The sequence below is a fragment of the Saccharothrix hoggarensis genome, from assembly GCF_042678885.1.
Classification (GTDB): Bacteria; Actinomycetota; Actinomycetes; order Mycobacteriales; family Pseudonocardiaceae; genus Actinosynnema; species Actinosynnema hoggarensis.
Genome location: NZ_JBHTLK010000026.1, coordinates 13,800 through 34,536 on the forward strand (window position 1 = coordinate 13,800; position 20,737 = coordinate 34,536).

The window sequence follows — 20,737 nt, forward strand, 5'->3', positions numbered from 1 at the left end:
GAGAGTCAGAAGCGTGCGCTTCCATGTCGATCGCATCGTGCTCTCCTCAGGTGTGTGACACCGTCGTCAACTCGGAGGCGCGCTACTGCTTGACGGCGCCGAGCATCACGCCCGACACGAAGTAGCGCTGGATGAACGGGTAAACAACGACGATGGGCAGCACGGTGAGCACCATCGTCACGGCCTTGATGTTCGCGGAGATCGCCACCGCGTTGGTCTCCACCGCGCCGACCGACGTCGCGGAGGACGCGCCGGCGATCATGTTGCGCAGGTAGACGGTGACCGGGAAGAGGTCGGCCCGGTCGAAGTAGAGGAAGGCCTGGAACCACGAGTTCCAGTTCGCGACCGCGTAGAACAGGATCATCGTCGCCAGCACGGCCTTCGACAGCGGCAGCACGATCCTCAGCAGGATGCCGTAGGAGTTCAGGCCGTCGATCGAGGCGGCCTCCTCCAGCTCCTCGGGCAGGCTCTCGAAGAACGCCTTCATCACCAGCAGGTTGAACACGCTGATCGCGTTGGGCAGCACGACCGCCCAGATCGTGTTGGTCAGGCCGAGGCCGTTGACCAGCACGTAGTTCGGGATCAGGCCGCCGTTGAAGAACATGGTGAACACGGCGATGCCGATGAGCAGGTTGCGGCCCTTAAGGTTCCGCTTCGACAGCACGTACGCGCAGATCGTGGTGAGCACGATCGAGATGGCCGTCGCCGTCACCGTGTAGATGACGGTGTTCAGGTAGCTGTTCCAGAACGCGGGGTCGGCGGCGACGAGCGCGTAGGTGTCGAGGTTGAACCCGCGCGGCACCAGGTTCACCTGGCCGGTGCGGATGTACACCTCGCTGCTGAACGACTGCGCGACGATGTTGACGAACGGGTACAGCGTCACCGCGACCACGCCGAGCAGCACGATCGTGTTGACCACCCGGAAGACCCGGTAGCCGCGCGAGTCGTCGAGCGAGGTGGGGCGGGGCGCGGCGGGCTTGTCCAGCCGGGACGCGAGCCGCGTCGGGTCGGTGGTCACCACAGGCTCGTCCCCACTGCTCGGCGCGAGATCGCGTTGGCGGACAGGATCAGCGTGAGGCCGATGACGGACTCGAACAGCCCGATCGCGGCGGCGTAGCTGAAGTTGTTGGACACCAGGCCGACCCGGTACAGGTACGTCGAGACGACGTCCGCGGTCGGGTAGGTCAGCGGGTTGTAGAGCAGCAGGACCTTCTCGAAGCCCACCGCCAGGAACGTGCCGATGTTCAGGATCAGCAGCGTGATCATCGTCGGCCGGATGCCCGGCAGCGTCACGTGCCACGTCTGCTGCCAGCGGTTGGCGCCGTCGATCCGGGCCGCCTCGTACAGCTGCGTGTCGATCGTGGTCAGCGCGGCCAGGTAGAGGATCGTGCCCCAGCCGACGGTCTGCCACACCTCGGAGGAGATGTACAGCGTGCGGAACCAGCCGGGGTCCTGGATGAACGAGATCGCGTCGCCGCCGAACGCGCCGATGACCTGGTTGACCGTGCCCTCGATCGACGTCAGCTGCATGACCATGCCGGCGACGATGACGATCGACAGGAAGTGCGGCAGGTAGGACACCGTCTGCACGAACCGCTTGAAGTAGCGCGAGCGGACCTCGTTGAGCAGCAGCGCCAGCACGATCGGCAGCGGGAAGCAGAACAGCAGGGTCAGCGCGCCGAGGATCAGCGTGTTGCCGAAGACGTGCCAGAAGTTGGGGTCGCTGATGAACATCTTGACGTACCGCAGGCCCACCCACGACTCGCCGTAGATGCTGCCGCCCGGCACGAACCGCCGGAACGCGATGACGTTGCCGAGCATCGGCAGGTAGCGGAAGACCAGGAAGAACAGGAGCGGGACGATCACGAGCGTGTAGAGCTGCCAGTCGCGCTTCCACGCCTTGCGCCAGGTCGTCCTGTGCCGGGGCGTTCTCGCCGCCTTCGGCGGTTTCGAGGGCTTCGTCGGCGCCGCCTCGGCGGCGGGTTCGCTGAGCCGGGTGGTCATGCTCGTGCCACCTCCTCGTGGGTGACCGACACGTCGGTGAGCCGCCGCCGCGTGTGGTCGACTTCGCGCAGGGGGCCCACGAGCCGCAGGTCCACCGCCTCGTGCACGTCCTCGCTGGACCGCGACACGCGCAGCTGCACCGCACCCGGCTCCACCACGCGCCGCCCGTCCAGGCCGGTGAACGACGTGACGTCGGCCGGGACGCGGAACGTCACGCGGGCCGACGCGCCGCCCTCCAGCGGCACCCGCGCGTACCCGACGAGCCGCACCACCGGGCGGGTCACCTGGGCGACGGGGTCGTGCAGGTAGAGCTGCACCACGTCCGCCCCGGCGCGCGTGCCGGGGTTGCGCACGTCGAGTTCCAGCTCCACCTCGCCGTCCGTGGTCCACGGCCGGTCGGCCGCCACCCGCGCGGACGACCAGGTGAACGTGTCGTAGCCCAGTCCGTGGCCGAACGGGAAGGCGGGCGTCGGGTCCACGTTGGACACCCCGCTGCGGCGTCCGAGGGGCGCGGACAGGTAGGTGCCGGGCTGACCGGACGGATCGCCCGGGATGCCCACCGGAAGCCGGCCCGACGGCGAGACGGCGCCGGTCAGGACGTCCGCGATCGCGGTCCCGCCGAGCTGGCCGGGGAAGAACGCCTGCACGGTCGCCGCCGCGCCGCCGGCCAGGTCGCCGATCGCGTACGGCCGGCCGGTGATCAGCAGCAGCACCACCGGCGTGCCGGTGGCGGCGACCGCCCGGACCAGCTCCGCCTGCCCGCCGGGGAGCACGAGCTCGGTCGCGTCGCAGCCCTCGCCGGACGTGCCGCGGCCGAACAGCCCGGCCAGGTCGCCGACGGCCACGACGCACACGTCCGCCTCCGCCGCCGCGGCCACCGCGGCGGCCAGGTCGTCGGGCGCGCTCTCGCCGATGATCTCGCAACCGCGGGCGTGCGTGACGGCGCCGTCCACGGCGTCCCGCAGCGCGGCGAGCACGGTCGGGATCTCCAGGCCCAGCGGGACGTCCGGGTGGTGCACACCGATGTGCGCCGGGAACGAGTAGCAGCCGAGCATCGCCATCGGGTCGTCCGCGAGCGGGCCGACCACGGCGAGCCGGAGGCCGGGCCGCAGCGGCAGGACGCCGTCGTTGGCCAGCAGCACCACGGACTCGCGGGCGAGCCGCAGCGCGACGTCCCGGGCGTGCGGGGAGTCGAGCTCCAGGTTGTCGACGTCCGCGGGCAGGGCGGACCACTCGGGGTCGAGCAGGCCGAGCTCCACCTTCTGCCGCAGCACGCGCCGCAACGCGCGGTCGACCAGCGCCTCGTCCACGTCGCCGCGCTTGACCGCGTCGAGCAGCGGCGCGCCGTAGCACCGCACGGTCGGCAGCTCCACGTCCACGCCCGCGGTCAGCGCCAGCGCGGCGGCGTGCGCCTCGTCCTCGGCCACGCCGTGCAGCGTCTGCAGGAACTTCACCGCGAAGTAGTCGGCGACGACCGTGCCGTCGAAGCCCCAGGTGTCGCGCAGCAACGTGGTGAGCAGCCCCGCGTCGGCCGCCGACGGCACGCCGTCGACGTCGCTGTAGGAGTGCATGACCGACCGGACGCCGCCGTCGTGCACGGCCATCTCGAACGGCGGCAGCACGACGTCGGCGAACTCGCGCGGGCCGATGGCCACCGGCGCGAGGTTGCGCCCGGCGCGTGAGGCGGAGTAGCCCGCGAAGTGCTTGAGCGTGGCGACGATCCCGGTGCCTTCGAGACCGCGCACGTACGCCGTGCCCACCGTGCCGACGAGGTACGGGTCCTCGCCGATGGTCTCCTCGGTCCGGCCCCAGCGGTAGTCCCGCGTGACGTCGAGGACCGGCGCCAAGCCCTGGTGCACGCCCGCCGCCCACATCGAGCGGCCGATCAGGCCCGCCATCTCGGCGACGAGCGCGGGGTCGAACGACGCGCCCCAGGACAGGGGAGCGGGGTACGCGGTGGCCTGCCACGCGGCGAAGCCGGTGAGGCATTCCTCGTGCACCAGCGCCGGGATGCCGAACCGGTTGGCGGCGACCACCTGCTGCTGGGACAGGGCGAGCGAACGGGCGCCGGCCACCGGGTCGACCGGCCGGGTGCCGAACGGGCGGGTGAGCTGGCCGAGGCCGGAGGCGATGACGTCGTGCCACACCACCGGGTCGCCGGTCAGGTCGTTCTGGTGAGGGGCGACCTCGCCGCCGTCGGGATCGGCGCCGACCCAGACGCCGACGAGCTGCGCGAGCTTCTCCTCGAGCGTCATCGCGGCCACGAGCGCTTCGACCCGCTCGGCGACCGGCAGCCCGACGTCGTGCCAGGCCGCGTCCGGCCGGTCGGCGGTCGTCCTGACGGCGTCGCCCAATGGCGTCGCCGCGACGTCCGTCGTCCTGTTCATCATCGACCAGGTACCTCCGCTCACGTCCTCGTGGCGACCGAAAGTATCGAAGCAACTTCCGACATGCCGATCCGGTGGGGAGAACGTAGGGGGATCTCCGCAAGACGTCAACAGTTCCGGACGGTTCGATATCTTCGCAGTTCATAGGCCATCGGATCGGCTCAGATCAGGTTCACACCCATGAACAATTTCAGGCTGCGTTGAGCTGATTGGCGGCAAAGCTGGAGATCGGAACGCCGAACCTTTACGCTTTGGCTTCGAAACTTTAGATGGATTTTGGACCGGCATGCGGGCGCGCCGGCCGCGCGCGAACCAGGGGGCAGCATGAGTTCGTCGACCGAGCCGGACACCGGGGCCGCGCCGGAGAAGGGAGCGAAGGGCACGGCGTCCATCTCGTCCATCGCGGCCGAGGCGGGCGTGTCCATCCCGACCGTCTCCAAGGTGCTCAACGGACGCCCGGACGTCGCCGCCGACACCCGCGCCCGGGTGGAGAGCGTCATCGAGCAGCACCGGTACCGGCGCCGACGGGCGCGGCACTCCTCCCGGCCCGCCCTGATCGACCTGGTCTTCCACGAGATGAACTCGGCCTGGTCCACCGAGATCATCCGCGGCGTCGAGCTGGCCGCCGCCGACGAGCGGGCGGCCGTCGTGCTGTCCGAGCTGGGCGGCGAGCACCGGCCGCGCCGCGAGTGGTTCGACGACCTGCTCGCCCGCCGCCCGCTCGGCGTCATCCTCGTGCTGGCCGGGCTGGACGACGAGCAGCGCCGCCAGCTGGCCACCCGCAACATCCCGTTCGTGTTCGTCGACACCGCGGGCGAGCCGCCGCCCGGCGTGCCGACCGTCGGATCGGCCAACTGGGCCGGCGGCCTCGCCGCGACCCGGCACCTGCTCTCGCTCGGCCACCGCCGGATCGCCGTCATCTCCGGCCCGACGACCATGCTGTGCAGCCGGGCCCGCGTCGACGGCTACCGCAGCGCGCTGGAGGCCGCGGACGTCGTCGTGGACCCGGACTTCGTGCGCTACGGCGACTTCTACGTCGTCGGCGGCTACAACCACGGCCTCGACCTGCTCAGCCGCGCCGACCGGCCCACCGCGATCTTCGCCGGGTCGGACTTCCAGGCGCTGGGCGTCATGCGGGCCGCGCGCGAACTCGGCCTGTCCGTCCCGGAGGACGTGTCGATCGTCGGCTACGACGACCTGTCGGTCAGCGAGTGGACCGGGCCGCGGCTGACGACCGTGCGGCAGCCGTTGCGCGAGATGGCGACCACGGCCGCGCAGATGGTGTTCAGCCTGGCCCGCGGCAAGCGGCCGCCGAACGAGCGGATAGACCTCGCCACCGAACTCGTCGTCCGCGAGAGCACCTGCCCGCCGCGCGTGCCGTAGCGGCTACCGCAAGGGGGTGTGGGCCGGGTCGACGCGCTCGCCCTCGCGCACGGGACCGGGCGGCGTGCCGTCGCCGAAGGGCCGCCCGCCGAGCGCTTCCCGCCCGTGCGCGGTGACCCAGCCCGACAGGTCCGGCCCGGCGGGCACGATCCCGCTCGGGTTGATGTCCTTGTGCACCACGTAGTAGTGCTGCTTGATCTGCGTGAAGTCGACCGTGTCGCCGAACCCGGGCGTCTGGAACAGGTCCCGCGCGTAGGCCCAGAGCACCGGCATCTCGGCGAGCTTCTGCCGGTTGCACTTGAAGTGCCCGTGGTAGACGGCGTCGAAGCGGACCAGCGTGGTGAACAGCCGCACGTCGGCCTCGGTGATCGTGTCGCCGACGAGGTACCGCCGGTCCCGCAGCCGGTCCTCCAGCCAGTCGAGCGCGGTCCACAGCCGGGTGTGCGCCTCGTCGTACGCCTCTTGCGTGCCCGCGAACCCGCACCGGTACACGCCGTTGTTCACCTCGGTGAACACCCGCCGGTTGACCGACTCGACCTCGTCGCGGTGCGCGTCGGGCAGCAGGTCCGGCGCGCCGTCCCGGTGGTAAGCCCGCCACTGGGTCGACAGGTCCAGCGTGATCTGCGCGAAGTCGTTCGTCACCACGGCGCCCGTCGTCGTGTCCACGATCGCCGGCACCGTGATCCCGCGCGGGTAGTCGGGGTCGCGCTTGAAGTACGCCTCCTGGAGGCGTTCGATGCCGAGCACCGGGTCACGCCCGCCGGGGTCGAGGTCGAACGTCCACGACCGCTCGTCGTGCGTCGGCCCCGGCAGCCCGAGCGACAGCGCGTCCTCCAGCCCCAGCAGCCGCCGCACGATGATGGACCGGTTCGCCCACGGGCACGCCCGCGCCGCCACCAGCCGGTACCGCCCCGGGACCACCGGGAACCCGTCCCGCCCGTCGGCCGTCACCCGGGTCGTGATGTACCGGGTGTCGCGCGTGTACTCCTTGCCCTTGACGGAGTACGTCCCGCCCCGGGCGTGCTCGGGGTTCGCGTCACCGGCAACCGACGTCTCGCTCACGTCACCGAGCCTACGTGCGGTCTGCGGAACCGGCCTGTCCACGCGGACAAGGCCGCCCGCAACGTGTGCTGTGCCCAGGACTGTTGCCGCAGGTCAAGTGCTCCATCGATAGCACTTCCGGCAAGCGCGGTCGATACCCCCCGTCCAAGGAAGGGCGGGCACACGCGTCTCCCCGAATCCATGTCCGGAGGGTGATCGCTGTGTGATCATGTGGTCGACCGGACGGGTGGTACCAGTGGTCCCGATCCGGGGAGACCTCATCCGGCGCGGTGGGAGTTGATCGTGAAAGGGCTGATGTGACCCGCTTGCTGATCCAACCGGCTGCGAACGAGGAAGCCTCGCGCAACCGCGAGAAAACGCTGCACAACGACGTCGCCTTCACCGAGCCCCGCTACTGGTCGACGTTGTCCGCGCGCGAGCGCGACACCTTGCGGGAACTCCACCCGACAGGCTCTGCCAGGTTCTGGGGAACCCGCGCGTTCCTCAACCGGAGGATGGCTGACGTCACTGTGGGCGACGTGGCGCTGTTCGTGTGGGAGAACCACGTCCGTGCGATCGGCGAGGTCGGTGCGAGCTTCCGGAACAAGGCGTTCGCCGACGAGCTGTGGAAGGAGTCGGCAGGTGAGGACAGCTTCGTCAACGTCTACAGCCTGACGGGTCTCGCCGACGGGGTGCTGATCCCGTACCGGACCTTGGCGGACGTGTCCGGTGGAGCCCTCAAGGGCCCATTCATGTCGGGGAGGGTGGTCGACGACCCTGCGCTGGTCGACCAGGTGATCAGCGGTCTCGGGATCGAGACCTCCAGTGCCGCGGCACTGGAGAAGGCACGCGAGGATTACATCGAGTCGCGGTTGGAGCGGGGGCTGGCCGTGGAACTGGAAAAGTTCCACACGGCGAACACGACGTACGCCCGTACGACTCGCTCGATCACGGTCCACCGTGGCGAGTCGAAGTTGGTTGAGGAGTACGCGGCGGCGAATGTCGACGTGACGTTCCGCCGGTTCACATCGGTCGCCGGCGTGTCGGACATGTACGCGTGCGGTCCGGATGGCGCCGAGGTGATCGAGGCCAAAGGAGGTGCCAGCCGCGAACGGGTGCGTCAGGCCGTCGCGCAGCTCCTCCACTACGCGCCGAGGTGCCCGGAGCCGCCTGTTGTCCGCCTTACCGCGTTGTTCCCGGTACGACCCGCCACCGACGACATCGCACTCCTGCACGGGGTGGGAATCGACTGCGTGTACCGCCAAGATCCCGCGACGTTCACGCGGCTGGAGGCGCCCGCCGCCAGGCGTGCGCACATGAGGCCGATCTGGAACAACGCCCTGCCCAGCTGAGTTTACAGCGGTCTCGCCATCATCAACGTCTCCTACCCGAACCGCACCCCTTCTGGGCGCTGCTGTGGGAGTGGATGTTCATGCCTACCCGCACTGACGGGCGTGAGCAGGACGTAGCGAGGAGCCTGGCTTCAGGCCCGTGGTCGCGGTGAAGGTACGGCGCGGCCGGTCGGGCGGTGGGTGAAGGTGGTCGCCCGGACGGGTTCCGTGTCGGCCCGGCGCTTGACACGGGCGGCGTGGCACGAAATGTGCGGGCGGCTCTGGCAGGCTTCCGGGCAGGCGCGGCCGGACGGCGCGCCGCGGTGGAGGGGATGGACGACGTGAGCGCTGGAGACCGCCGCTGGACCGATCGCGGTGAGGCCATCGGGCACGGGGTGACCTGGCTGGCGCGGTGGAGCACCCGCCTGGCGCTGGTCGCCATCGGCTTCGTGCTGCTCGGCATGCTCATCGGCAGGCTGTGGGTCGTCGTGATGCCGGTCCTGCTCGGCCTGCTGATCACCACGGTCCTGTGGCCGCCCGCCCGGTGGCTGCGCGCCCGCGGCGTGCCCGCCGCGCTGGCCGCGACGATCGTGCTGCTCGGCGGGCTGGCCGTGCTCGGCGGCGTCCTGGCGCTGATCTCGACGTCGATCGCGTCCGGTGTGCCGGAGATCGCCGAGAGCGCCAGCCGCGCCCTGCAGCAGGCCCGCGAGTGGATGGCCGGCCCGCCGTTCAACCTCGGGGACAGCCAGCTCGACCAGCTGCTCCAGCAGGGCGTCGACCAGCTGCAGGCCAGCGTCGGCTCCATCGCCAACGGGCTGCTCACCGGCGTCGGCACGGTCACCTCCGGCATCGTCACCGGCATCGTCGCGCTGCTGCTCGCGTTCCTGTTCGTCAAGGACGGCCCGCTGTTCACGCCGTGGCTGCGCGGCGTGATCGGCGAGCGCGCCGGCGGGCACGTGACCGTGGTGCTGGAGCGCGTGTGGACGACGCTCGGCGACTTCATCCGCACCCAGGCGATCGTGAGCCTGGTGGACGCCGTGCTGATCGGCCTCGGCCTGGTGATCCTCGGCGTGCCGCTCGCGGTGCCGCTGGCGGCGCTGACGTTCCTCGGCGGGTTCATCCCCATCGTCGGCGCGTTCATCGCGGGCGCGCTGGCCGTGCTGGTCGCGCTGGTCAGCAACGGGCTCACCGCGGCGCTGATCATGCTGGCGGTCGTGGTGGTGGTCCAGCAGGTCGAGGGGAACGTGCTGCAGCCGGTCCTCCAGTCGCGCAGCCTGCGCCTGCACGCGGCCGTGGTGCTGCTCGCCGTGACGGCCGGCAGCACCCTGTACGGCATCGCCGGGGCGTTCCTCGCGGTCCCGGTGGTCGCCGCGGCCGCCGTCGTGCTGCGGTACCTGGGGGAGGTGGCCGACCGGCACACGGCGGGCCGCGCCGTCGCCGGTGATCACCCACCGGCGCCCGGAACCTCCGCCGAGCCGGAGCGGGAGCGTGGTGCGGAGGAGTGAGTTTCGTGGAGAAACCCGTGGTTATCATGCGCGGATGCTCCGACGCACTTACGACGACCAGGTCTGCTCGATCGCCCGCGCGCTGGAGGTCGTCGGCGAGCGCTGGACGCTGCTGATCGTGCGGGACGCCCTGTCGGGCGTCACCCGGTTCGACGGGTTCCTGGCCCGGCTGCCGATCGCGCGCAACGTCCTCAGCGACCGCCTCACCGGCCTGGTCGACCACGGGGTGCTGGAGCGCGTGCCGTACCAGGACCGGCCGCCGCGCCACGAGTACCGGCTCACCGCCCGGGGCCGCGAGCTGACGCCGGTCATCCTGGCGCTCATGGCGTGGGGCGACCGGCACGTGCCGACCCCGTCCGGCCCGCCGACCCTGGTGGAGCACGCGGGCTGCGGCGGTTCCGTCGGGACGCGGATGGTGTGCGACTGCTGCGGCGAGCGCGTGGCGCCGGAAGCCGTCGTCACGCGGCCCAACGTCGCTGCCAGAGCACCAGGACCGGCGGGACGGTGAACTCGATCGCCAGCAGCACCAGCATCATCGGGTGGGGCGTGCCCTCGGCCACCCACGACACGACCCGCGCCAGACCGCCGACGAACACGGCGGCGCAGACGAACCGCAACACCGTCGTGGACTCCCGGACCCGGCGCGCCACCGACAGCATCGCCACGCCCATCGCCAGCCACATCGCGGCGAAGAACCGGTAGTTGCTGTCCAGCGTGGGCGCCGCCGCCGGGGTGCCCGGCAACAGGGACGGCCCGATCGCCACCTCCGCCAACCCGGTGCCGACCATGAACACGCCGAGCACCACCACGACCGCCTGGAACGCCTTCACCCGAACCCCCCGTCCGACGTGCGCGTTCCGCCGCACACCGGTCGTGGGCCGGGACGTCCGCGTCACGATCAAGCTCCCCGGCCTGAACGTACCACCGGGAAACTGAGGGTCGATCATGGCGGCGGCGCTCGTGCGACGGGGGCCGCGGCGGTGTCGCCGCGGCCCCCGGTGGCCCTACCTCAGGCCGTGCAGGCCGCCCCGCCCAGCGTCACGCCGGACGGCGCGCTCGCCGTGCCGTTGGCGGTGAACCCGAGCGACACCGACGCGCCCGGCGCCAGCGACGGCGCGTAGGACGGCGCGGTCACCGTCACGGTGGTGCCGCTCTGGCTGAACGTGCCGTTCCACCCGCTGCCGATGGTCACGCCCGCGGGCAGGGTGAACACGACCTTCCACGGGTTGGCCGCGGCGGTGGCGCTGTTGGTCACCGTCAGCGAGCCCTGGAAGCCGCCCTGCCAGGCGTTGTCCTGCCGCCACACCGCCTTGCACGCGCCCGAGCCGTTGCCGTTGGACGTCGTGGTGGTGGTCGTAGTGGTGGTAGTCGTCGTCCCACCGCCCGTCGGCGGGATCAGGTACGGCTGGAGGATCGACTGCTTGGCCTGGTTGACCGTGGTCCAGTCGTCGCCGACGATGCCGCCCGTGTCACCGGAGTTCGGGTTCCACGACCAGTAGGTGAACGAGATGCCGTCCACGCCCTTGCCGGTGTAGGCCATCAGGTTCTCCAGCCACACCTTGTCCTTCGGGTTGGCCAGCGTCGAGCCGAACTCGCCCATCATCAGCGGCGCGGTGCCGCTCTTGTAGAGGTAGCCCCAGTACTTGTCCCAGATCGCGGGCATGTTCGCCGGGAAGTCCGGCGCGTTGAACCACTTCTGCTCGAACACCGAGGTCGCGTACTCGTGCGGCGAGTAGACCAGCCGGTTCGGCACGCTCAGCCGCACCGGGAACTGGCCCGCCTTGGACAGGTTGCCGCCCCACCAGCCGCAGTCCTCGTCGTTGGACGGGTCGTTGTCCCAGGTGTCGGACAGACCGCCGCTCGGGCAGCTCACGCCCTCGACGAAGATCAGCCAGTTCGGCTGCACGGACAGGATGGCGTTGCCCGCGCGCTCGGCGGCCAGCCGCCAGTCGCGCTCCACCACGCCGCAGCCCCAGCACGCGCCGGTGGCGTTGGGGTTGGTGCCCTCGGCGTGCGGCTCGTTGTGCAGGTCGGCGCCGATGACGGTGGTGTTGCCCTTGTACCGCTCGGCCAGCATCTTCCAGTCGTTGATCCAGGTGCTCTCCGGGACGGTCGCGGTGTACCAGAGCGCGGACTGCCCGGCGCTGGTCGGGCGGTGCCGGTCGAGGATGATCCGCATCCCCTTCTGACCCGCGTAGTCGACGACCTTGTCCAGGATCTGCAACGGGGACAGGCCGGTCAGGTCGGGGTTGACGTAATCGTTGACCCCGGAGGCCGTCGCACCGGGCTTGAGCGCGTCGTTGGAGAAGGGCACGCGGAGCGTGTTGTACCCGAGCTGGGCCATCTGGTCGAGCTGCTGCTTCCACGAGCGGTTGGACCACAGCCCGTGGAAGGTCTTGTTGTCGGTCTCCATGCCGAACCAGTTGATGCCGGTCAGCCGGACCGTCGCGCCGGTGCTGTCCACGATCTTGTTGCCCGCGGTGTGCAGGTAACCGCCTGCCGGGGCCGCCGTGACCTGTCCCGCCGTGGCGACCGCGACGACTCCGCTGACGGCCACCGCGGCCGTCAGCAGGGCGCCGAAGATCGATCTCCGTTGCCGCATACCGCTCTCCTTTGAGGATGTTCGCAACGTGCTCTGGGAGCGCTCCCAGGCGGAGCGTAGTGACGGCGGTCGAGGTGTTCAAGGACCAGAATCCGGCGCACTACCTGCGACGACGCGGCGTTGGGCCGAACGGGGTGGAATACGGGGTCCGGTTTCGGTCGCTCCGTCCGGTTCCCGTCCGCGGGCGTCAGCGCACGCCGCGAGGCCGGAACTGGACGCTGATCCGCGGTCCGACCGCGCGGGACGCCTTGGGCACGGCGTGCTCCCACGTCCGCTGGCATGAGCCACCCATGACGATCAGGTCGCCGTGGCCCAGCGCGTACCGCACGGTCGCGCCGCCGCCGCCGCGCGGGCGCAGGGCCAGCGCGCGGGGCGTGCCGACGGACACGATGGCGACCATCGTGTCCTCGGTGGAGCCTCGCCCGATCGTGTCACCGTGCCACGCCACGGAGTCCCGGCCGTCCCGGTAGTAGCAGAGCCCGGCCGTGCGGAACGGTTCGCCCAGCTCCTCGCCGTACCACGCGGTCAGCTCCGCGCGGGCGCGCGTCAGCACCGGGTCCGGCAGCGGCGCGTCCTCGTCGTAGAAGCAGAGCAGCCTCGGCACGTCGACCACGCGCTCGTACATCTGCCGGCGCTCGGCGCGCCACGGCACCTCGTCGACGAGCCTGCGGAACACCGCGTCCGCGCCGGTGAGCCAGCCGGGGAGCACGTCGACCCACGCGCCGTCGCCCAGCACCGTCCGCCGCACGGAGGTCAGCGGGCGCAGGCCGGGCGGCTCCGCGCCGTCGTCGAACAGCGACACCTGCATGAGGGCAGCATAACCCGAGAATCGAACACGCGTTCGACTCGTAGTGCACTCTATTGTTTCAGTGTTAACTTAAAGATCAGGCGTCCGGTTCGGGCTTGCGCCTTCTGCCACCGGTGCGGACCTGCTTGGAGCCCTCGTCCGAGGGCTCGGCGTTCTGCTTCCCCGAGGCGGCCGCGTCGGCCGTGCCAGGGTGGTCGGCGAGCAGGATGGCCGCCAGCTCGTCGTAGATAGGTGTGCTGCTCATGGAAGATCCTCTACCCCGTTTGGACGGAAGTTACACGCGTGTTCGGGGCGAGGTGCGGCCAGGGTTGGGAAAACGATCGACGCCACCCGAAAGGGGCCCGGTCCGCGCAGGCCAGGCCCCTTTCGCTCACGCCGGCGACAGCCAGACCACCCCGCCCGCGGGCAGCCGCAACGCCGCCGAGGCCGGCTGGCCGTCCATCGGGACGCCGTCCGCCGTCACCGCGCCGTTGACCACGCCCGATCCGCCGTAGTCCGGCAGGTCGGTGTTCAGCACCTCCTGCCAGCGGCCCGCGCGCGGCAGGCCCAGCCGGTAGTCGTGGTGCGCCACGCCCGCGAAGTTGACCACGCACACCAGTTCCGAGCCGTCCGCGCCGTGCCGCCGGAACGCGATCACGTTGTTCGCGGCGTCGTCGGCGCGGAGCCACGAGAACCCCTCCGGCGTCCCGTCGAGCGTGTGCAGGGCGGGTTCGCGCCGGTAGACCTCGTTGAGGTCGGCGACCATCCGCTGGACGCCGCGGTGGTAGTTCATGCCGCCGTGCTCGGCGAGCAGCCACCAGGCCAGCGAGTCGTCGGCGTCCCACTCCCACGGCTGGCCGAACTCGCCGCCCATGAACAGCAGCTTCTTGCCGGGGTGCGACCACTGGTAGGCGAGCAGGGCGCGGACGCCCGCGGCCTTGCGGTGGTCGTCGCCGGGCATGCGCTGCCACAGCGAGCCCTTGCCGTGCACCACCTCGTCGTGGGACAGCGGCAGGAGGTAGCGCTCACTCCACGCGTACTCGATCGAGTGGGTGATCCCGCCGTGGTGGTGGACGCGCTCGATGGGATCGACGCCCAGGTAGCGCAGGGTGTCGTGCATCCAGCCCATGTTCCACTTGAAGTCGAACTTCAGGCCGTCCTCGCTGGTCACCCCGGGCCAGGTGGTGGACTCCTCGGCGAACACCAGGACGCCCGGCGGCACGGTCTCGTTCAGCTCGCGCAGGAACGCCACGGCCTCCAGGTTCTCCCGCCCGCCGTGCTCGTTGGGCAGCCACTCGCCGGGCGGCCGGGAGTAGTCGAGGTAGAGCATCGAGGCGACGGCGTCGACGCGCAGCCCGTCCAGGTGGAACTCGGTCAGCCAGTAGAGGGCCGACGAGACCAGGAAGTTGCGCACCTCGGGCCGGCCCAGGTCGAACACGAGCGTGCCCCAGTCGGGGTGTTCGCCCCGGCGCGGGTCGGGGTGCTCGTAGAGCGGCGCGCCGTCGAAGCGGGCCAGCGCCCACGCGTCGCGGGGGAAGTGGGCCGGCACCCAGTCGAGGATGACGCCGATGCCGAGGGAGTGCAGGTGGTCGACCAGGAACCGGAAGTCGTCCGGCGTGCCGAACCGGGACGTCGGCGCGTAGTAGGAGGTGGCCTGGTAGCCCCAGGACCCGCCGAACGGGTGCTCGGTGGCGGGCAGCAGCTCCACGTGGGTGAAGCCCATCTCCTGCGCGTAGTCGCCCAGCTCGACGGCGAGGTCCTGGTAAGAGAGGCCGACGCGCCACGAGCCGAGGTGCACCTCGTAGATGCTGATCGGCGCCCGCTGCCAGTCGGTGGCGTCGCGGCGGGCGAGCCAGTCGCCGTCGCGCCACCGGTGGGTCGAGGTCGTGACGACGGACGCCGTGGCGGGCGGGACCTCGGTCGCGAACGCCAGCGGGTCGGCGTGCTCGTGCCAGTTCCCGTCCGCGCCGAGGACGCGGAACTTGTAGCGGCACCCCGGCCGGACGCCGGGGACGAACAGCTCCCAGACGCCCGCGCCGAGGTGGCGCATGGGGGTGCCGCGGCCGGCCCACGCGTCGAAGTCGCCGGCGACGCGGACGCCGCGGGCGTTGGGCGCCCAGACGGCGAAGGCGACGCCGCGGTCGCGCGGGTGCGCGCCGAGCACGTCCCACAGGCGGGGGTGCCTGCCTCGAGCGATGAGGTCGAGGTCGGCGGGTGACACGGTCGGCTGACACGCGTACGGGTCCTCGACCACGCGGAGTTCGTAGTCGCGCTCGACTTCGAACCGGTAGGCCGTGACCCGACCGGGGACGGTGCCCGCGAACAGCCCGTGGCCCAGGTCGGCGAGGTCGTGCCGCACGCCGTCGGCGACGACCGCGACGGCGTGCGCGCCGGGCTGCACGGTGCGGACGACGGTGTCCGGTCCGGCCGGGTGCGCGCCGAGCACGGCGTGCGGGTCGCGGTGGTCACCGACCAGCAGGCGGTCGAGCTCGTCGCGGGCCGGCAGCACGGCGGTCATGACGCCGTCCCGAGGATGCGGGTGATCGCGCCGAGCGGGATGCCGACCCAGTCCGGCCGGTGGGCCCGCTCGTAGGCGACCTCGTAGACGGCCTTGTCCAGCTCGAAGGCGTGCAGCAGCACGGGCTGGTCGCGCGGGTCGGCGAGGACCTCGGCGTAACCCGCGCAGAACGCGTCGCGCATCCGCTGCGCCCAGGCGGTGTCGGACGCGCCGCCGTGGTGCGCCGCGTAGTCGAAGGAGCGCAGCATGGTGGCGACGTCCTGCAACGGGTGGCGGGCCGCGTTGCGCTCGGCGAGCGGCCGGCCGGGCTCGCCCTCGAAGTCGATCAACGTCCACCGGCCGCCCGCGCGCAGCGCCTGCCCCAGGTGCAGGTCGCCGTGGACGCGTTGCAGCGTGAACGGGCCGCGGGCGTCGCGGAGGCGGTCGTACGCGGCGCGCAGGGCCGGTCCGTGCGGCGCGAGCTCGGGGATGACGTCGGCCAGGGCGGCGAACCACCGGCGCAGCCGGTCGGCGGTGTCGGACAGGTCGTTGACGGCGATGTTGCGCGGCCCGAACGCGCAGGCGAGCGCGGTGTGCACGGTGGCGAGGGCGCGGCCGAGCGCGGTGGCCTCGTCGCCGAACGCGGCGCGGTCGGTGGTGGCGAGGGTCCAGCCGTCCTGGGCGTCGGGCAGGAACTCCTGCAGGATGCCGAGGGCGGCCGGGACGCCGTCGACGCGGGTGGTGATCGTGCCGAGCATCCGGGCGACGTGCCGCGCGCCGACGGAGTGCAGGGCGCGGTGGAGCTCCACGTCCGGGTGCGCGCCGGGCAGGACGCGGCGGAACAGCTTGAGGATGTACCGGTCGCCGAAGATCAGCGACGTGTTGCTCTGCTCGACGCCGACGACGCGGGCGGGCAGGTCGAACGCGATCCGCGCGCCGGGTTCGGGTTCGAACACCGGCCCGTCGACGGCGCCGTGGAGGCGCCCGAGGAGCCGGGACATCAGCTCGCCGTCGTGGGTGGCGGCGTAGACGACGCCGTCGGGGGTGTCGAGGATGGCGGCGTCGGCGAGGGCCGCGGGCAACGACGCGCGCCTGCCGAGTAGGAGCTGGTAGCGCTCGCCGTCGACGGAGACGAGGACGTGGAGGAGCGTCGGGTCGCCGTCGAGGAGGGTGGTGACGCGGTCGACGTGCACCAGGTCCGGGGTCCGGTCCTTGGCGGCGTACCAGCGCTGCCGGGGCAGCCAGCGGGTGAGCGCGTCGGTCAGGGTGTCCACCGCGGTCGTCATGACACACCGCCTTCGAGTCGGAACCAGTAGTAGCCGTGGCCGGGGAGGGTGAGCTGGTAGCGCTCGCCCGAGATCGCGGGGAACCGCACGCCGCCGGTCAGCTCGACCGGGACGGCGCCGTCGAGGCCGGGGAGCTTGACGTCGACGGGCTGCGGGTGGCGGGAGAAGTTGAAGACGCACAACAACGTCTCGTCCCCGTGCCGGCGCAGGTACGCGAAGGTGGCGGTGTTCGACACGTCGGCTTCGGCGAACGTGCCGAGGCCGAACGCCGGGTGCTCGCGGCGGACGGCGAGCATGCCGCGGGTCCAGTTGAGCAGGGACGCCTCGACGGGGAACTGCGCCTCGACGTTGACGGCCTGGTAGCCGTAGACCTTGTCGCTGACGACCGGCAGGCACAGCCGGCCGGGGTCGGCGGTGGAGAACCCGGCGTTGCGGTCGGGCGTCCACTGCATCGGGGTGCGCACGCCGTCGCGGTCGGGCAGCCAGATGTTGTCGCCCATGCCGATCTCGTCGCCGTAGTAGAGGACGGGGGAGCCGGGCATGGACAGCAGGATGGCGGTGAGGAGCTCGTGCCGGGCGCGGTCGTTGCCGAGCAGGGGCGCGAGGCGGCGCCTGATGCCGACGTTGGCCTTCATGCGCGGTTCCGGCGCGTACTGCTCGTACATGTACTCGCGTTCTTCGTCGGACACCATCTCGAGCGTCAGCTCGTCGTGGTTGCGCAGGAAGATGCCCCACTGCGCGTTGTCCGGGATGTCGGGGGTGCGGGCCAGGATCTCGGACACCGGCAGCGCCGACTCCTTGCGCAGGGCCATGAACAGGCGCGGCATGAGCGGGAAGTGGAACGCCATGTGGCACTCGTCGCCGCCCACGTCCGGGTCGCCGAAGTAGTGGGCCACGTCGGCGGGCCACTGGTTGGCCTCGGCGAGCAGGACCCGGCCGGGGTACTCGTCGTCGACGACCTTGCGCACGAACTTGAGGAAGTCGTGCGTCTCGGGCAGGTTCTCGTTGTTCGTGCCGTCGCGTTCGAACAGGTACGGCACGGCGTCGAGGCGGAACCCGTCGATGCCGAGGTCGAGCCAGAACCGCAGCACGTCGATCATGGCGCTGCGCACGGCCGGGTTGTCGTAGTTCAGGTCGGGCTGGTGGGAGAAGAACCGGTGCCAGTAGAACTGGCCGCGCTCGGGGTCCCAGGTCCAGTTGGACTTCTCGGTGTCGACGAAGATGATCCGCGTCTCGTCGTAGCGCTGGTCGGTGTCGCTCCACACGTAGAAGTCGCCGAACGGGCCGTCGGGGTCGCGCCGCGACTCCTGGAACCACGGGTGCGCCGAGGAGGTGTGGTTCATGACGAGGTCGGTGATGACCTTCATGCCGCGCCGGTGCGCCGAGTCGAGCAGGCGCACGAAGTCGGCGAGGTCGCCGAACTCGGGCCGCACGGCGCGGAAGTCGCTGATGTCGTAGCCGCCGTCGTTCATCGGCGAGGCGTAGAACGGCGGCAGCCAGAGGCAGTCCACGCCGAGCCACTCCAGGTAGTCCAGCTTGGACTCCAGGCCCGCCAGGTCGCCGATGCCGTCGCCGTTGGCGTCGGCGAACGCGCTGACCAGCACTTCGTAGAAGACCGCGCGCTTGAACCAGTCCGCGGTGCCGGGGTCGTCTGACAGGGACATGGGTGTCACGCTCCTTCGCTGCGACGTGCGGGGTGACCGACGTCGACGATGTGGGCCACGGCGACCGCGGGGTCGAGCCGGACGTAGTTCTCGCGGCCCCAGCGCCAGGTCTGGCCGCTGACCTCGTCGTGGGCGGTGAACTGCTCGTCCAGGCCGAGGGCGGCGAGGTCGAGCCGCAACGTGCCCTCCTGGGGCCGGTGCGGGTCGAGGGTCACGACGCACACGACGGTGTCGCCGGTGGCCGGGTCGGTCTTCGAGTAGGCGATCAGGGCGTCGTTGTCGACGTCGTGGAAGCGCAGCTCGCGCAGCTGCCGCAACGCCGGGTGGGCGCGGCGCAGCTCGTTGAGCCTGGTCAGCCACGGTTCGAGGGAACGTCCCTCCCTGAGGGCGCCCTCGAAGTCGCGGGGCCGCAGCTCGTACTTCTCCGAGTCGAGGAACTCCTCGCCGCCTTCGCGCAGCGGCTCGTGCTCGTGCAGCTCGAAGCCGGAGTAGACGCCCCACGTCGGGGCGAGGGTCGCGGCCAGGGTCGCGCGCAGCGCGGACATCGCGGGCAGACCGAGTTGAAGGCTCGTCGGCAGGATGTCCGGCGTGGTCACGAACAGGTTGGGGCGGGCCTCGTGGCCGTGGGCGGCGATCTCCGTGCCGAACTCGGTCAGCTCGGCCTTCGTGTCGCGCCAGGTGAAGTAGGTGTAGCTCTGGTCGAAGCCCAGGCGGGCGAGCCCGTACAGCCTCGCCGGCCGGGTGAACGCCTCGGCGAGGAACAGCACGTCCGGGTGGTCGTGCTTGACCTTCCAGATCAGCCAGTGCCAGAAGTCCGGCGGCTTGGTGTGCGGGTTGTCGACCCGGAAGATCCGCACCCCGTACCCGACCCAGTGCAGGACGATCCGCAGGATCTCCGCGCGCAACCCCTCGGGGTCGTTGTCGAAGTTCAGCGGGTAGATGTCCTGGTACTTCTTGGGCGGGTTCTCGGCGTAGGCGATGGTGCCGTCGGCCAGGGTGGTGAACCACTCGGGGTGCTCGGCGACCCACGGGTGGTCCGGCGCGCACTGGAGGGCCAGGTCCAGCGCGATCTCCAGCCCCAGCTCGTGCGCCCGGTCCGCGAACGCCTTGAAGTCGACCAGCGTGCCCAGCTCGGGGTGGACGGCGTCGTGGCCGCCGTCGCGCGAGCCGATCGCCCACGGCGAGCCGACGTCGCCGGGCTCGGCGGTGAGGGAGTTGTTGCGGCCCTTGCGGTTGACCTCGCCGATCGGGTGGATCGGCGGCAGGTACACCACGTCGAACTTCATCCGGGCGACGCGTTCGAGCGCGTCGGCGGCGGTGGCGAGGGTGCCGTGCACGGGCTTGCCGTCCGCGTCCCACCCCCCGGTGGAGCGGGGGAAGAACTCGTACCAGGAGCCGAACACGGCGCGGGTGCGGTCCACCCACAGCTGGTGGGTGTCGCCGCGGCTGACCAGGTCGCGCACCGGGCGTTCCCGCATGCCCCGCGCCACGTCGTCGGCCAGCGCGGCGGCGCCGCGCCGGCCGGGCGGCAGCGACGGGTCCGCCAGCGCGCGGGCCGCCTCCAGCAGCGCGGTGCGCTCCTCTCGGGGCCGTTTCAGCAGGGTCGCCCGTCGCAGCAGGGCGACCCCGGCGGCCAGGTCGTTCGCCAGCTCCTCCGGGCCCTGCCCGGCGTCGAGCTTGGCCCGCACCGCGTGCGCCCACGTGGCCCACGGGTCCGACCAGGCGTCCACGCGGAACGTCCACGCGCCGGGCACGTCCGGGGCTATCGCGGCCGCCCAGCGGTCGGCGCCGGGGTCGACCAGGTCCATCCGGGTGTGCCGCGCCTGCCGGTCGCCGGGACCGCGCCAGACGACGGTCGCGCCCGCGGCGTCGTGCCCTTCTCGCCAGATCGCCGCGGTCACCGGGACGTGCTCTCCCACGACTGCTTTCGCGGGATAACGTCCTGCGGCGACCACCGGCGTCACATCTTCGACATAGATTCGGCCGGACATTGCTGCCGTCCTTTCTCGGTGGATCAAACAAAAGGATGCCGCACCGGGAGAACGGCGCCGGGCACTGCTCGATCGGTTCGGAAAGTTCGTGACCAGCGACAATGACGGGTCGGGGCGGCGAGATGACGAAGTATGCGGGCGCCGTCCGGCCGCGGTTTCGCGTTAACTTCCGGGCGCACTGCACGGAGTGACGCCGCAGGCCACCGCGTTCCTTGTTGTCACGGGGTCGCGCTGGTCAACTTGCCCTCGGCAGGCGAAT

16 protein-coding genes are annotated in these 20,737 nt (G+C 71.3%); 4 read left to right on the top strand and 12 right to left on the bottom strand.

Annotated features, from left to right (window positions below; genetic code table 11):
* Positions 1–82: 82 nt before the first annotated feature.
* From ACFQ3T_RS08010 to ACFQ3T_RS08020, 3 genes are read right to left on the bottom strand one after another with little or no spacing between them, the layout of a single operon-like run.
* On the bottom strand, positions 83–1,018 hold the full coding sequence (locus ACFQ3T_RS08010) for a carbohydrate ABC transporter permease (RefSeq protein ID WP_380721854.1): 936 nt from the start codon (positions 1,016–1,018) through the stop codon (positions 83–85).
* Complete coding sequence (locus tag ACFQ3T_RS08015) at positions 1,015–2,004, bottom strand: ABC transporter permease (protein ID WP_380721856.1); 990 nt, start codon at positions 2,002–2,004, stop codon at positions 1,015–1,017. Before ACFQ3T_RS08015 ends, ACFQ3T_RS08010 begins: the two co-directional genes overlap by 4 nt.
* Positions 2,001–4,391 (bottom strand): beta-xylosidase/alpha-l-arabinosidase, encoded by a 2,391-nt coding sequence (locus tag ACFQ3T_RS08020; RefSeq protein ID WP_380721858.1) that lies wholly within the window; start codon positions 4,389–4,391, stop codon positions 2,001–2,003. Before ACFQ3T_RS08020 ends, ACFQ3T_RS08015 begins: the two co-directional genes overlap by 4 nt.
* Before the next feature lie 324 nt (positions 4,392–4,715).
* Here ACFQ3T_RS08020 and ACFQ3T_RS08025 point away from each other — a divergent pair, with 324 nt between their 5' ends.
* Complete coding sequence (locus tag ACFQ3T_RS08025) at positions 4,716–5,774, top strand: LacI family DNA-binding transcriptional regulator (protein WP_380721860.1); 1,059 nt, start codon at positions 4,716–4,718, stop codon at positions 5,772–5,774.
* Between the two features lie 3 nt (positions 5,775–5,777).
* On the opposite strand, the gene ACFQ3T_RS08030 is transcribed toward ACFQ3T_RS08025, so the two are convergent.
* Complete coding sequence (locus ACFQ3T_RS08030; RefSeq protein ID WP_380721898.1) at positions 5,778–6,737, bottom strand: glutathione S-transferase family protein; 960 nt, start codon at positions 6,735–6,737, stop codon at positions 5,778–5,780.
* Between the two features lie 395 nt (positions 6,738–7,132).
* Between ACFQ3T_RS08030 and ACFQ3T_RS08035 the strand changes: the two genes are divergently transcribed.
* The 3 genes from ACFQ3T_RS08035 to ACFQ3T_RS08045 all read left to right on the top strand — a co-directional run bounded on the left by ACFQ3T_RS08035 (position 7,133) and on the right by ACFQ3T_RS08045 (position 10,159).
* Positions 7,133–8,167, top strand: a complete 1,035-nt coding sequence (locus ACFQ3T_RS08035) for a hypothetical protein (protein WP_380721862.1) — start codon at positions 7,133–7,135, stop codon at positions 8,165–8,167.
* A 311-nt stretch (positions 8,168–8,478) separates the two neighbouring features.
* Positions 8,479–9,651, top strand: a complete 1,173-nt coding sequence (locus tag ACFQ3T_RS08040) for an AI-2E family transporter (protein WP_380721864.1) — start codon at positions 8,479–8,481, stop codon at positions 9,649–9,651.
* Positions 9,652–9,685: 34 nt separating this feature from the next.
* Positions 9,686–10,159, top strand: coding sequence for a winged helix-turn-helix transcriptional regulator (locus ACFQ3T_RS08045; RefSeq protein ID WP_380721866.1), 474 nt, complete (start codon positions 9,686–9,688; stop codon positions 10,157–10,159).
* Here the strand turns inward: ACFQ3T_RS08045 and ACFQ3T_RS08050 are convergent.
* From ACFQ3T_RS08050 to ACFQ3T_RS08085, 8 genes are all read right to left on the bottom strand, one after another.
* Positions 10,110–10,547 carry a DUF4345 domain-containing protein gene (locus tag ACFQ3T_RS08050; RefSeq protein WP_380721868.1) on the bottom strand — a complete coding sequence of 146 codons (438 nt, stop codon included), beginning with the start codon at positions 10,545–10,547 and terminating at the stop codon, positions 10,110–10,112. The two genes, ACFQ3T_RS08045 and ACFQ3T_RS08050, sit on opposite strands and share 50 nt — an antisense overlap.
* A gap of 113 nt (positions 10,548–10,660) precedes the next feature.
* Positions 10,661–12,253 carry a cellulase family glycosylhydrolase gene (locus tag ACFQ3T_RS08055; RefSeq protein ID WP_380721870.1) on the bottom strand — a complete coding sequence of 531 codons (1,593 nt, stop codon included), beginning with the start codon at positions 12,251–12,253 and terminating at the stop codon, positions 10,661–10,663.
* 187 nt (positions 12,254–12,440) lie between these two features.
* The gene (locus ACFQ3T_RS08060) at positions 12,441–13,061 is read right to left on the bottom strand and encodes an alpha-ketoglutarate-dependent dioxygenase AlkB (protein WP_380721872.1); all 621 of its coding nucleotides are present in this window, start codon (positions 13,059–13,061) and stop codon (positions 12,441–12,443) included.
* A 76-nt stretch (positions 13,062–13,137) separates the two neighbouring features.
* On the bottom strand, positions 13,138–13,305 hold the full coding sequence (locus tag ACFQ3T_RS08065; protein WP_380721874.1) for a hypothetical protein: 168 nt from the start codon (positions 13,303–13,305) through the stop codon (positions 13,138–13,140).
* Between the two features lie 126 nt (positions 13,306–13,431).
* Entirely contained in the window at positions 13,432–15,558 is a 2,127-nt protein-coding gene (gene glgB / locus ACFQ3T_RS08070) for a 1,4-alpha-glucan branching protein GlgB (protein WP_380721876.1), read from the bottom strand.
* A complete protein-coding gene (locus ACFQ3T_RS08075; protein WP_380721878.1) occupies positions 15,555–16,823 on the bottom strand; it encodes a maltokinase N-terminal cap-like domain-containing protein in 1,269 nt (422 codons plus the stop codon). The genes glgB and ACFQ3T_RS08075 overlap by 4 nt, the downstream gene beginning before the upstream one ends.
* The gene (treS, locus tag ACFQ3T_RS08080) at positions 16,820–18,487 is read right to left on the bottom strand and encodes a maltose alpha-D-glucosyltransferase (RefSeq protein ID WP_380721880.1); all 1,668 of its coding nucleotides are present in this window, start codon (positions 18,485–18,487) and stop codon (positions 16,820–16,822) included. Before treS ends, ACFQ3T_RS08075 begins: the two co-directional genes overlap by 4 nt.
* A gap of 5 nt (positions 18,488–18,492) precedes the next feature.
* Positions 18,493–20,478, bottom strand: coding sequence for a maltotransferase domain-containing protein (locus ACFQ3T_RS08085; protein ID WP_380721882.1), 1,986 nt, complete (start codon positions 20,476–20,478; stop codon positions 18,493–18,495).
* Positions 20,479–20,737 lie beyond the last annotated feature (259 nt).

What these genes read in the sequence shown, in the direction of transcription:
- ACFQ3T_RS08040 (WP_380721864.1), top strand. Translation starts at nt 8,479, where the DNA reads ATGGACGACGTGAGCGCTGGAGACCGCCGCTGGACCGATCGCGGTGAG.
- ACFQ3T_RS08085 (WP_380721882.1), bottom strand. Translation starts at nt 20,478, where the DNA reads ATGTCCGGCCGAATCTATGTCGAAGATGTGACGCCGGTGGTCGCCGCA.
- ACFQ3T_RS08015 (WP_380721856.1), bottom strand. Translation starts at nt 2,004, where the DNA reads ATGACCACCCGGCTCAGCGAACCCGCCGCCGAGGCGGCGCCGACGAAG.
- ACFQ3T_RS08045 (WP_380721866.1), top strand. Translation starts at nt 9,686, where the DNA reads ATGCTCCGACGCACTTACGACGACCAGGTCTGCTCGATCGCCCGCGCG.
- ACFQ3T_RS08055 (WP_380721870.1), bottom strand. Translation starts at nt 12,253, where the DNA reads ATGCGGCAACGGAGATCGATCTTCGGCGCCCTGCTGACGGCCGCGGTG.
- ACFQ3T_RS08075 (WP_380721878.1), bottom strand. Translation starts at nt 16,823, where the DNA reads ATGACGACCGCGGTGGACACCCTGACCGACGCGCTCACCCGCTGGCTG.
- ACFQ3T_RS08060 (WP_380721872.1), bottom strand. Translation starts at nt 13,061, where the DNA reads ATGCAGGTGTCGCTGTTCGACGACGGCGCGGAGCCGCCCGGCCTGCGC.
- ACFQ3T_RS08020 (WP_380721858.1), bottom strand. Translation starts at nt 4,391, where the DNA reads ATGAACAGGACGACGGACGTCGCGGCGACGCCATTGGGCGACGCCGTC.
- treS (WP_380721880.1), bottom strand. Translation starts at nt 18,487, where the DNA reads ATGTCCCTGTCAGACGACCCCGGCACCGCGGACTGGTTCAAGCGCGCG.
- ACFQ3T_RS08025 (WP_380721860.1), top strand. Translation starts at nt 4,716, where the DNA reads ATGAGTTCGTCGACCGAGCCGGACACCGGGGCCGCGCCGGAGAAGGGA.
- glgB (WP_380721876.1), bottom strand. Translation starts at nt 15,558, where the DNA reads ATGACCGCCGTGCTGCCGGCCCGCGACGAGCTCGACCGCCTGCTGGTC.
- ACFQ3T_RS08065 (WP_380721874.1), bottom strand. Translation starts at nt 13,305, where the DNA reads ATGAGCAGCACACCTATCTACGACGAGCTGGCGGCCATCCTGCTCGCC.